We start from the raw sequence: 11,739 nt of genomic DNA on the forward strand, positions 1-11,739 counted from the left end.
ACAACAACTACTACTACGACTACAACAAGCACTACTACAACGACTTCTGAAACTACGACCACCACAACGACCACTGAGCCGATAACCACCACAACAACCTCTGATGAGCTCACTGTAACAGTATGGGGTGATGTGAATTGCGACGGTGAAGTTGATATGTCGGATGCTGTACTCATTATGCAGAGCCTTGCAAACCCGAATAAATACGGCGTTGACGGTTCAGACGAAAAGCACGTTTCTGCTCAGGGACTTGCCAACGGCGACGTGGATATTAACAGTAAAGGTATCACGGCTAACGACGCTCTACGCATACAGGAATACCTACTGCATAAGTTCGCAAGTCTTGATCCTGCGGCAGAGTAATACCAATTTATCTATTTTTTAGCTGCACAGAAATGTGCAGCTTTTTTGCTTGACAACGAGCGGCAGAAATGTTATTATATATTATATTTTGAAAGGGAGAAGAAAATGGATATAGTTAATAAGGACATCGACGGTGGAAAAGCCTTCGACTGGGGAAGGACCTCCGAGAATTATGCAAAGTACAGAGATATTTATCCACAGGAGTTCTATGAGGCTCTAGTAAGCAGGGGATTGTGCGTAAAGGGACAGTCAGTTCTTGATCTTGGAACAGGTACGGGAGTTATACCGAGAAATATGTACCGCTTCGGAGCTAAGTGGACGGGAAGCGATATTTCGGAAAATCAGATAGAGCAGGCAAAGCTCCTTGCGGATAAAAGCGGAATGGATATTAATTTCTTTGCTTCTCCGGCGGAAGATATAGATCTTCCAGACAGTACCTTTGATATAGTTACAGCCTGTCAGTGCTTCTGGTACTTTGATTACAAAAAGCTTGTACCGAAGCTGTGTGAGATTTTGAAGGAAAACGGCGGACTTGTTGTAATGCAGATGGCTTGGCTGCCATTCGAGGATCAGATAGCAGGAAAAAGCGAAGAGCTGGTGCTGAAATATAATCCGAAATGGACAGGGGGCGGCTGGACGAGACAGCCTGTATACATAGATGAAGAGGTGCTTAGAGCCTTTGAGATAACCGAGCGTGTGGAGTTCGACGTGAATGTGCATTTTACCCGTGATAGCTGGAACGGCAGAATGAAAGCCTGCCGTGGCATTGAGGCTTCACTGAGTAAAGAGGATACAGAAGCGTGGGAGAAGGAGCATAAAGCTCTTCTTAACAGTATAGCTCCAGAGGAGTTCGATGTGTTGCATTACGTCGCTATGGCAATACTGAAAAAGAAGTAAAAAAGAGAGGCCTTTGCAGACCTCTTTTTTGTTATTTCAGATATTGTTTCAAATACTGTCCTGTGTAGGATTTTTTACACTGAGCTACTTCCTCGGGAGTGCCTTGCGCAACAACAGTTCCTCCGCCGTCGCCGCCCTCGGGACCGAGGTCGATGATATGATCTGCGACTTTAATCACGTTGAGATTGTGTTCAATTACAAGGACTGTATTTCCCTGATCAGTAAGCCTTTGCAGTACGTCTATGAGCTTGTGGACGTCAGCTGTGTGAAGTCCTGTGGTAGGTTCGTCGAGTATATATATAGTGCTTCCTGTAGAGCGTTTGGAAAGCTCGGTGGAGAGCTTTACACGCTGTGCTTCACCACCTGAAAGGGTAGTTGCTGGCTGACCTATCTTGATGTAGCCGAGACCGACCTCCTGTAAGGTTTTCAATTTCTTTTCAATCTTCGGGATATGCTCAAAGAACTCTACACCCTCGTCGACTGTCATTTCCAGTACGTCATATATGGACTTGCCCTTGTAGTGTATCTCTAGAGTTTCGCGGTTGTAGCGCTTACCCTTGCAGACCTCACATGGAACGTATATATCCGGAAGAAAGTGCATTTCTATCTTGATTATGCCGTCGCCCTCGCAGGCTTCGCAGCGTCCGCCCTTGACGTTGAAGGAGAATCTTCCACTGCTGTAGCCGTGTGCTTTTGCGTCGGGAGTTTTTGCAAACAGGTCGCGTATATCGGTGAATACTCCCGTATATGTGGCAGGATTTGATCTTGGAGTGCGTCCGATAGGGGATTGGTCTATGCATATAACCTTGTCGAGATATTCAAGCCCCTCCATAGAGGCAAATTCGCCACATCTTGTCTTTGCGCGGTTAAGCTTTGCGGCAAGATACTTGTAGATTATCTCGTTGACGAGGGAGGACTTTCCAGAGCCTGAGACGCCTGTAATGCACACAAGCTCACCGAGTGGTATCTGCACGTCTATGTTGCGCAGGTTGTGCTCAGAAGCTCCGCGGACAGTAAGGAATTTTCCACTTCCGCTCCGGCGCTGCTTGGGTATTTCTATCTTCTTTTTGCCGCTGAGATACTGCCCAGTTATTGAAGTCCTGCATTTTAGAAGTTTTTCCACAGTTCCCGAAAAGACCACCTCACCGCCGTGTATGCCTGCACCAGGACCTATATCGACTATATAGTCTGCAGCAAGCATGGTGTCGTCATCATGCTCCACGACTATTAGAGTGTTTCCTAGGTCACGGAGACGTTTTAGAGTGGCTATTAGCTTGTCGTTGTCACGCTGGTGAAGTCCTATACTCGGCTCGTCCAGTATATACAGTACTCCTACAAGAGAAGAGCCTATCTGGGTCGCAAGTCTGATACGCTGGCTCTCTCCGCCTGAGAGAGTACCTGCAGCTCTTGAAAGTGTAAGATAATCAAGACCGACACTGCTGAGGAAGCCTAGGCGTTCCTTTATCTCCTTGATTATGCGCTCGCCAATGTATGAATCGTGCTTGGAAAGTTCCAGTCTGCTGAAGAAGCGGAGACATTCCTTTACCGAAAGGTCGGTCACTTCGCTTATATTCTTTCCGCCAACGGTAACTGCAAGGTACTCGTCACGGAGACGTCTGCCCTTGCAGACGGGGCACTTCACCTCACTCATATACTCCTCTATCTCATTCCTTGACCATTCGCTGGAGGTCTCCTTGTAGCGGCGTTCGAGATTGTTTATAACGCCCTCGAAGGGTGAACGGTAGCTGCCGCCGCCAAGGGATGTGGGACGTTTCAGTTCAAGAGTCTCATCTCCAGTGCCGTATAGGAAGAGATCAAGTTGTTCCTTGCTGAGTTCCTTTACTGGAATATTTATGGGAACGCTGTATTTTTTTGATATTGCTTTGTAGTACATTGTGGCTACAGAAGTCTCATCTAGACTGTTCCAGCCTGATGCGTTTATAGCACCGTCTTCTATAGAGAGGTCTGAGTTCGGTATCACCAGCTCTGGATCGATATGGCGGAAAACTCCGAGACCTGTACACTTGGGGCAGGCACCGACCGGATTGTTGAAGGAGAACATTACAGGTTCAAGCTCGCCTATACTTATATTATGCTCTGGGCAGGCATAGTTTTGAGAGAAGAGTATCTCCTCGCCGTCTATAACGTCGGCTATGGCGAGACCACCGGAAAGGTCGAAAACAGTTTCAAGGCTGTCGGTGATACGTGATTCAATACCATCTTTTATTACGATACGGTCAACGATTATCTCGATGTTATGTTTCTTGTTTTTGTCAAGCTTTATTTCCTCCGCAAGCTCGTACATTATACCATCGATACGAGCTCTTACAAAGCCTGAGCGCTTCGCGCTTTCCAGTTCCTTTGTATACTGTCCCTTGCGGTTCCTTACTATGGGAGCAAGGAGCTGGAGCTTAGTGCCTGCTGGCAGAGCCATGAGCGTGTCCACCATCTGGTCTATAGTCTGCTGGGATATCTCCCTGCCGCAGACAGGACAGTGCGGTATGCCTATCCTTGCATAGAGTAATCTGAGATAATCGTATATCTCTGTTACAGTTCCCACGGTGGAACGTGGGTTCTTTGAGGTTGTCTTCTGGTCTATGGATATAGCAGGGGATAGTCCTTCTATGCTGTCAACATCGGGCTTTTCCATTTGTCCTAAGAACATTCTCGCGTAGGATGAAAGGCTTTCCACATAGCGGCGCTGACCGTCAGCGTAAATAGTGTCAAAGGCAAGAGATGACTTGCCTGAGCCGGATAGTCCGGTCATAACGATAAGACGGTCACGGGGGAGCTCAAGGTCTATATTCTTTAGATTGTTCGCCCTTGCACCCTTTATGATTATTTTATCGGTCATAAAAACTCCTTCTTGATGATGCTGAGTATAATGCGGTAGTCAGTTTGAAAAAACTGCCATCTGCACAATCAAATACATTATATCATGCTATGGCTGCAATTTCAAGACGTTGACATATCTTTATTTTTGCCTTATAATACCATTTATGAAGGAGATGAATGCAATGGATATAAGAAAGGCAGAGGAAACGGAGGCATCCCTGATAAAAGAGATGACTCACAGGACTATATCAGCTGTTTATCCACATTATTACCCTGATGGAGCAGTAAAGTTCTTCCTTGAACATCATTCTGCGGAAAAAATCATTCGTGATATAAGAGCAGGTGAGGTCTATCTCATCAAAGATGATAATGGACAGACTGTCGGTACGGTCACTGTTAACGGGAATGAGATAAAGCGTCTCTTCGTGCTGCCAGAGTTTCAGGGAAATGGTTTCGGTGGTATGTTAATAGCTTTTGCAGAGAAGCTGATAGCTGAAAACTACAGTGAAGCCGAGCTCAGCGCTTCTTTCCCTGCTAAGGCGATATATCTTAAAAAAGGCTACAGTGACGTGGAATTTCACAGCATACTCACTGAAAACGGCGATCATCTATGTTATGACTACATGAAAAAGAAGCTTCGCCCATGAATATTCTTGTTGCAGGCGGTACACGTTTTTTCGGTATACCAATGATATACAGGCTCATTGCGGACGGTCATGCTGTGACGGTCGCAACAAGGGGCAGAACTTCCGATGGATTTGGCGATAAGATAAAAAGGCTCTGCCTTGACAGGAACGATGAGGAAAGTGTTGCCGCCGCACTTGACGGCAGAGACTTTGATGTAGTTATCGACAAGCTCGCGTATTCCTCAAATGACGTTCGCAGGCTTCTTGACCATGTAAAGTGCGGGAAATATGTTCTCATGTCCTCGGCAGCTGTTTATGAACATACAGGTATATGTACTTCCGAAGACTGTTTTGATCCGGCAGATTATCCGCTCAGGTGGTGTGAAAGGGCGGACTGCGATTACGGCGAGGCAAAGCGACAGGCGGAATGCGCTTTGGTTCAGGCATATTCCAGGCAGAAATATACGGTAGTGCGCTATCCTGTTGTTGTGGGCAGGAACGACTACACAGGGCGGCTACGGTTTTATGTGGAAAAGATACTTGCAGGAGAGCCAATGTATATCGACGATCCTGATTCGCGCATAAGTCTGATAGACGAAGCCAGTGCCGGAGAGTTTATGGCATATATCGCAGAGCGTGATATCGGCGGAGCTGTAAATGGTTGCTGCTGCGGAGATATATCTCCTGCGGAAATCCTTGGATATATCGAAGAAAGGACTGGTAAAAAAGCCATGTTGACCAAGAAGGGAGAGGCTGCACCCTATAACGGCTATCCTGCTTTTGCTGTCCTTGATACTTCAAAGGCAATGACAGCTGGATTTGTTTTTTGTGACGTTAAAGAAGCAGTATACAGAACGATAGATAGCTATCTTGCAGAGCTTTAAAAATAGCGCCGATGCATAAGCAGTTCACTTAATGCAATCGGCGCTGATTTTACTTTTTATTGTCAGTCAATCTTTGTGAATCGCCTGACGTCACCTGCTTTCCCTATGAACATGGATTTTGGCCTTGCCCATACCTCGCCGTCTTTAAGCGACTTGTATATGACAAGCTCCTCCATAGTTTCGCTGTGGCGTGCAACAGCGATTAGTTCATACTCGTTTCCCTTGAAGTGGCGGTACTTTCCGCCGATAACAATCTCAGTATCCTTATCAGGGATAATCTCTGCCTCTTCAGGTTCAGTATTAACTATATCGTCGGCAACGATTATCATTGCAGTGTACGGACGCATACGCACATTGACATTGCCATTGTCAATCTGGAGCGGCTCTGCTGTGAAAACGTCAACAAGTCCACTCAGGTGTGTCTGGAAGTTGAGGTCGTACTCATAGTCTGCAAGATTTAGAGCTACATATACTGTCTGATCGCCTTGCACCTTTTTGAAAAGGAGTTGCTGATTGGTTATCATTATGCGCTCATAAGAGCCTGTCCTGAGGGCAGGATAAGAACGATATATGCGTCCCAGCTTTACTATATGTCTGTAGAGCGAGGTGTTGCCATGATCTGCAAGGTCGTTGAGGTGCAGACAAGGACGGAGATTATCGTCTGAGTTGTTCTCCTTCCTGCCTTCTATGCCGTACTCGCTTCCGTAGTATATGGATGGTATACCCGGCATGGTGTACATAAGGGTATAAACCAGCGGAAGGTGAGCGTTATTGTGAAGAGTACTTGCAAGGCGGTTCACGTCGTGGTTGTCCACGAAGTTATATAGGTCTATATTACGGTAGATACCGCCGTTTGCGCCTGACTGTCTGTTTATTGAGTAGTCAATCTCAAAGTAGTTCTTATCGTTGTGGGACGACCATAAGCCCTTGTAGCACTCGTAGTTGGTAACGCTGTCGAGCATCTCGGGGTTAGCCCACCTGTTGTAGTCGCCGTGGATTATTTCTCCTACTAGCCAGAAATCAGATTTCTTACCCTTGCAGAAGCTCCTGATTCTCTTGAAGAAATCGAAGTCGAGACAGTCTGCAGCGTCAAAGCGTATTCCGTCGATATCAAAGGATTCTATCCAGTAGTTTATTGCGTCAATTATATGATCACATACTCCGGGATTGCGGAGGTTGAGCTTTACGAGGTTGTAATGACCGTTCCAACCTTCGTACCAGAAGGGATCACCATAGGGGCTAGGACCGCCAAAATTGAGATTCTGGAACCAGCCGCAGTACTCTGAAGCCTGCTTCTTTTCCTGTACGTCTATGAACTGCGGGAATCTTCTGCCTACGTGATTGAAAACTCCGTCGAGTATTATTCGTATGCCGTTTTCATGCAGTCTGTCGCATATAAAGCGGAAAGAGTTGTTATCACCGAGGCGGCGGTCAATCTTTTTATAATCAATGGTATCATAGCCGTGCTCGACGGACTCAAAAACAGGACCGAAGTACACAGCGTCTACATTCATCTCTTTGAGATGCGGTATCCATTCAAGGACCTTGTCAAGCCTGTAAGTCACATCCTCGCTACCGTCGTTGAACTTCGGCGCACCACAGAAGCCGAGGGGATAGATGTGATAGATAATGGCATTATCGTACCAGTTCATAATAAAAAACTCCTAACATTTTATTTATTTGAGCCTTCAAGGTAGTAAGAGGCTTCCATATCGGCCACGTTCAGTGCCAGAGCGAGTGGGTACATTTCAAGTGCCCTGCCGATGGTGTTTTTGTCCTCAATTCCCGAGAAGCCCATGTGGTACCGTATTGCAAAGGCTTCCTCCCGTGTCAAACGGCTGTCTCCGTAGAAAAAGCCCGAGAGTATGTATACAGACTTTTCGCCGTGTCCGTATGGCAGAGTATCATTTATTGCGTAATATGGTACTTTCTCCCACTGACCCGAAGCTTCGTTCTTTTTGTTCCTCATCTCTACGGTATAGAAATTGATCTTGCAGACATCATGGAGAAGCGATACGATTGCTATAGTCTCCTCTGAATAGTCCATTCCGTAGAGCTCTTTAGTACGGGGGCGGGAAAGGTAATCTTTTAAGCAGTGGTATACGTTCACGCTGTGCTGAACGAGACCTCCTTCGTATGAACCGTGGTAGCGTGTGCTGCTTGGTGCAGTAAAGAAATCACTCTTTTCGAGATATTCAAGGAGCTTATCTGCTCCCTCTCTTTTGATGTTTTCTTTGTATATTGTGATAAATTCTTCTTTAGGTGACATTATTATACTCCCTTGTTATTCGATACATATACAGTATACCACAAATTGTAATTAAATTCAATAGCCGGATATTATTATTTTATGAACTTTAACTATAATTGGTATTACAACTTTGTCAAACGCAAAAAAATCTCCTCAGACTCTTGAAATCTCCTCCGAAATGTGGCATAATTAAAACATGATTCAGTTGCGCTGTATCATGTTGAGCCATTAGCCGTCAGCTGTCAGCCATCAGAATTGAACAGGTTACTTTTTTCGTTTTATAAAGCGTCGAAGCCGCTGCTAAAGGCTAATAGCTTCATAAATACGGCGTCCGCTGCCGTAAAGCGGAAGTTAAGGAGGGACTTATGTCTAACCAGCTCTGTATCGTTCTCGATTTCGGTGGTCAGTACAATCAGCTCATTGCAAGAAGAGTCCGTGAGTGTGGAGTTTACTGTGAGATCAAGAGATTTGACATGCCAATAAGCGAGATAAAGGCGATGAACCCCACCGCTATCATATTCACAGGCGGTCCTAACAGCGTATATGATCCGAGCTCGCCCCATATCTCGGAGGAGATATTCAGTATCGGTGTGCCTATCCTCGGTATCTGCTACGGCTGTCAGCTTGTGGCTTATACCCTCGGCGGAAAGGTCGAGAGCTGCGAAAAAAGCGAATACGGCAAGATAGAGATAGATCAGAGCTCCGACAGCCTCATATTCAGGGGCGTTCCCGAAAAGAGTGTTGTATGGATGAGCCATACGGACTTCGTAAGTCAGCTTCCTGAGGGCTTCAAAGTTACAGCAAAGTCCGATGACTGTCCATGCGCTGCATTTGAGGCTCCGGAGAAAAAGATATATGCCGTTCAGTTCCACCCTGAGGTAACTCACAGCGAGTTTGGCAAGGAGATACTCCATAACTTCCTCTACAACGTCTGCGGCTGCACAGGCGACTGGGTAATGGACGACTTTATAGAGAATACAGTAGCAAAGCTCCGCGAGCAGATAGGCGACAAGAAGGTAATACTCGGACTTTCCGGAGGCGTTGACTCATCTGTTGCGGCAGGACTTCTCAGCCGTGCTGTCGGAAAGCAGCTTACCTGCGTTTTCGTGGATCAGGGACTTATGCGAAAGGACGAGGGCGATTTTGTCGAGGAGACTTTCACAAAGCTTTTTGATATGAACTTTGTCCGCGTTAACTGCAAGGACAAGTTCCTTGCTGCTCTGAAGGGAGTTACTGATCCGGAGCAAAAACGCAAGATAATAGGTACGGAGTTCTACAATGTTTTCTGGGACAAGATAAGAGAGCAGGGTACGGACGGCTTCTTTGCACAGGGTACCATATATCCGGATCGTATCGAGTCCGGCAGAGGCAATCAGGCAGGTCACGGCAGTACAGCCGTTATAAAAACTCACCATAATATGGTCAAAATGCCTGAGGATATAAAATTTGCCGGAACTATAGAGCCCCTCGGCGACCTCTTCAAGGACGAGGTGAGAAAGGTCGGCGAAAAGCTTGGTATCCCTCACGATCTCGTATGGAGACAGCCTTTCCCGGGTCCCGGTCTCGGAGTTCGTATAATCGGCGAGATAACCGAGGAAAAGATAAAGATATTACAGGAAGCAGACGCGGTCTTCCGCGACGAGATACGCAAGAGTGGTATCGAGGACCAGCTCAAGCAGTTCTTCGCGGTGCTACCCGATGTGCGTACAGTAGGCGTTATGGGCGACCACCGTACTTATGACCACCTTATCGCTATACGTGCCGTGACTACAGACGACTTCATGACTGCAGACTGGGCAAGGATACCTTATGACGTGCTGGCGAAGGTGTCGAACCGCCTCTGCAACGAGGTGGAGCACGTCAACAGAGTAGTATATGATATAACCTCAAAGCCTCCGGGAACTGTGGAGTGGGAATGATAACATTTTTAGCACAAATGGCTTAAATACGCCATTTTATGTAATTTGACAATTCGATTGATACTATTTTGATACTAAACAATCACCCTGACTGATTTTAAAGAATAATTTCAGTCAGGGTTTTGTTTATCCTCAGGTTTTGGTTTACTATTTTAGTCCATATAAAGTATCATTTATGCGGTACATTTACAAATAGAAGTAAGGTAATGTGATTTTTTGAAAAAAGGTATTGACAAATGTATCGAGGTGTGATATACTTATATCACAGTAAGATATATCGAACTACGATGCATCAAGTTTTGATACATCAAACCATGATATAAGGAGTGTTTAGGATGAACGAAAGACTTAAACGAGTCTATATTCCTATGTCGGAAACCGCCTTTTACATTCTCTTCTGTCTCCGCGAGGAAATGCACGGGTACAGTATCACGCAGAAGGTAAAGGCTATGACCGAAGGGGAAGTGGTGATAACTCCGGGGACTATGTATGGAAGCTTATCAAAAATGGAAAAGGACGGTCTGATAAGATTTGTCCGCGAAGAAGAAAAGCGAAAGCTCTATGTTATTACCGAGACAGGTAAGGAGATACTCGATATAGAGATAGCGCGTATTAAGCGCTTATACAGAAATATAGGAGGTAACTGATATGAGTGACAAGGCAAGATTAACTACACATAAATTATTCCTTCTTCCCGATTACGAAAAAGAGGGAGAGTACCTTACAAAAATGCACAGTGTAGGCTGGAAGCTTGAAAAAGTCTGCGCCTTTTCTCAGCACTTTGTAAAATGCGAGCCCGAAAACGTCATTTATAAGTTGGATTATGTTGCGAATAGTACTGATTATCCTGAGTATATTAAAATGTATGCGGATTACGGCTGGGAGCACTGCGGCAGAGTTGCAGGATTTGACTATTTCCGCAGGAGCGCAGATGGAATTTCTGAAAAGGAAATGGATATATTCAGCGATCCGCAGTCAAAGCTCGCTATGATGAAAAGAGTGATAATTACAAGAATGACTCCGCTGCTCATTATATTCTTCCTGATGATAATACCGAATCTCTTTTTGTTTGTGATGAATTATCCCAGATTCGGAACGGCGGGTGTGTTAATTGCACTCGTATATTTAATCCTGTTTGTTGAATATGTTTCGATTTTTATTTACTGCATAAGAGGATTTATCAAGCTCAAGAACAAATATAAAGAATAATGATAGTGAATATTGTCGTGAAGAAGAGTAAAGAGAGGCCGTTATGGAAAATATAGTTCTGGAACCCATAGGGGTGGTGAAAAACTCAGTTAGGAACAAAAAGGACATTTCGTGGGGTGAAGATACTTCCACTATAGTGCTGAATGAGGAATACGGCATGGGTCTTAAAGGTCTGGAGGATTTTTCACATGTTATAGTGCTTTATCATCTTGACAAGGCAAATTATGACAGCCAGAAACATTTGCAGAGAAGACCTCAGAACCGTGAGGATATGCCACTTGTGGGGATATTTTCTCAGCGAGGCAAGGACAGACCGAACCATATAGGTATGACCTCGGTGGAGATAGTTTCAGTATCCGAGAGGGAACTGACGGTAAAAGGGCTTGACGCAATAGACGGTACACCCGTGATTGATATAAAGCCCTACTACCCCGTGTACGACAAAAAAGAAGCCACTGTCCCCGAATGGGTCGACAGGCTCATGGAGCATTATTTCTGAAATTCATTATTGTACCCCTTACTAATAAAAAAGGGGGCTGTAAAAAAACTCAGTCCCCCAAACGAACACGGGGCCTCGTAAAGAGGCCCCAAATTTTATAGCAAAAAAACAAACTGCACAACAATAACTTGCGTGCAGCTGTTTTTAGTGGTATAATAAATTACGACAAATGATAACCACTGAGAACTATTATAAACCAATCCAACTGAAATTACCAGTGGATTATGAAAGAATTATAGATATAAACGACTCAGTG

Annotated in this window: 11 protein-coding genes; 8 read left to right on the plus strand and 3 right to left on the minus strand. The window is 45.3% G+C overall.

Annotated elements, in window-relative coordinates:
• Together J6U00_RS08385 and J6U00_RS08390 are read left to right on the plus strand one after the other, a co-directional pair.
• Positions 1-363, plus strand: a 363-nt coding sequence (locus J6U00_RS08385) for a dockerin type I repeat-containing protein (RefSeq protein WP_296580953.1), incomplete at its 5' end; no start/stop codon positions are given.
• Between the two features lie 105 nt (positions 364-468).
• Positions 469-1,260, plus strand: coding sequence for a class I SAM-dependent methyltransferase (locus J6U00_RS08390; RefSeq protein ID WP_296580955.1), 792 nt, complete (start codon positions 469-471; stop codon positions 1,258-1,260).
• Positions 1,261-1,291: 31 nt separating this feature from the next.
• On the opposite strand, the gene uvrA is transcribed toward J6U00_RS08390, so the two are convergent.
• The gene (gene uvrA / locus J6U00_RS08395; RefSeq protein ID WP_296580956.1) at positions 1,292-4,114 is read right to left on the minus strand and encodes an excinuclease ABC subunit UvrA; all 2,823 of its coding nucleotides are present in this window, start codon (positions 4,112-4,114) and stop codon (positions 1,292-1,294) included.
• Positions 4,115-4,277: 163 nt separating this feature from the next.
• On the opposite strand from uvrA, the gene J6U00_RS08400 reads away from it, so the two are divergent.
• Both J6U00_RS08400 and J6U00_RS08405 read left to right on the plus strand, forming a co-directional pair.
• Entirely contained in the window at positions 4,278-4,742 is a 465-nt protein-coding gene (locus J6U00_RS08400; protein ID WP_296580958.1) for a GNAT family N-acetyltransferase, read from the plus strand.
• Positions 4,739-5,605, plus strand: a complete 867-nt coding sequence (locus J6U00_RS08405) for an NAD-dependent epimerase/dehydratase family protein (RefSeq protein WP_296580961.1) — start codon at positions 4,739-4,741, stop codon at positions 5,603-5,605. Before J6U00_RS08400 ends, J6U00_RS08405 begins: the two co-directional genes overlap by 4 nt.
• Before the next feature lie 62 nt (positions 5,606-5,667).
• On the opposite strand, the gene J6U00_RS08410 is transcribed toward J6U00_RS08405, so the two are convergent.
• Positions 5,668-7,257 (minus strand): DUF1653 domain-containing protein, encoded by a 1,590-nt coding sequence (locus J6U00_RS08410; RefSeq protein ID WP_296580963.1) that lies wholly within the window; start codon positions 7,255-7,257, stop codon positions 5,668-5,670.
• 20 nt (positions 7,258-7,277) lie between these two features.
• Entirely contained in the window at positions 7,278-7,874 is a 597-nt protein-coding gene (locus tag J6U00_RS08415) for a hydrolase (protein ID WP_296580965.1), read from the minus strand.
• A 347-nt stretch (positions 7,875-8,221) separates the two neighbouring features.
• Between J6U00_RS08415 and guaA the strand changes: the two genes are divergently transcribed.
• From guaA to tsaA, 4 genes are all read left to right on the plus strand, one after another.
• Positions 8,222-9,775 (plus strand): glutamine-hydrolyzing GMP synthase, encoded by a 1,554-nt coding sequence (gene guaA / locus J6U00_RS08420; RefSeq protein ID WP_296580967.1) that lies wholly within the window; start codon positions 8,222-8,224, stop codon positions 9,773-9,775.
• Positions 9,776-10,110: 335 nt separating this feature from the next.
• Positions 10,111-10,422 carry a PadR family transcriptional regulator gene (locus J6U00_RS08425; protein WP_296580969.1) on the plus strand — a complete coding sequence of 104 codons (312 nt, stop codon included), beginning with the start codon at positions 10,111-10,113 and terminating at the stop codon, positions 10,420-10,422.
• A 1-nt stretch (position 10,423) separates the two neighbouring features.
• The gene (locus J6U00_RS08430; protein ID WP_296580971.1) at positions 10,424-10,984 is read left to right on the plus strand and encodes a DUF2812 domain-containing protein; all 561 of its coding nucleotides are present in this window, start codon (positions 10,424-10,426) and stop codon (positions 10,982-10,984) included.
• A 43-nt stretch (positions 10,985-11,027) separates the two neighbouring features.
• Entirely contained in the window at positions 11,028-11,483 is a 456-nt protein-coding gene (gene tsaA, locus J6U00_RS08435; protein ID WP_296580973.1) for a tRNA (N6-threonylcarbamoyladenosine(37)-N6)-methyltransferase TrmO, read from the plus strand.
• The last annotated feature ends 256 nt before the right edge of the window (positions 11,484-11,739 follow it).

It is taken from the genome of Ruminococcus sp., from assembly GCF_017650195.1.
GTDB lineage: Bacteria > Bacillota > Clostridia > Oscillospirales > Ruminococcaceae > Ruminococcus.

Coding starts and splice junctions, on each gene's coding strand:
- uvrA (WP_296580956.1), bottom strand. CDS start 4,114: ATGACCGATAAAATAATCATAAAGGGTGCAAGGGCGAACAATCTAAAG.
- J6U00_RS08425 (WP_296580969.1), top strand. CDS start 10,111: ATGAACGAAAGACTTAAACGAGTCTATATTCCTATGTCGGAAACCGCC.
- tsaA (WP_296580973.1), top strand. CDS start 11,028: ATGGAAAATATAGTTCTGGAACCCATAGGGGTGGTGAAAAACTCAGTT.
- J6U00_RS08410 (WP_296580963.1), bottom strand. CDS start 7,257: ATGAACTGGTACGATAATGCCATTATCTATCACATCTATCCCCTCGGC.
- guaA (WP_296580967.1), top strand. CDS start 8,222: ATGTCTAACCAGCTCTGTATCGTTCTCGATTTCGGTGGTCAGTACAAT.
- J6U00_RS08400 (WP_296580958.1), top strand. CDS start 4,278: ATGGATATAAGAAAGGCAGAGGAAACGGAGGCATCCCTGATAAAAGAG.
- J6U00_RS08415 (WP_296580965.1), bottom strand. CDS start 7,874: ATGTCACCTAAAGAAGAATTTATCACAATATACAAAGAAAACATCAAA.
- J6U00_RS08430 (WP_296580971.1), top strand. CDS start 10,424: ATGAGTGACAAGGCAAGATTAACTACACATAAATTATTCCTTCTTCCC.
- J6U00_RS08405 (WP_296580961.1), top strand. CDS start 4,739: ATGAATATTCTTGTTGCAGGCGGTACACGTTTTTTCGGTATACCAATG.
- J6U00_RS08390 (WP_296580955.1), top strand. CDS start 469: ATGGATATAGTTAATAAGGACATCGACGGTGGAAAAGCCTTCGACTGG.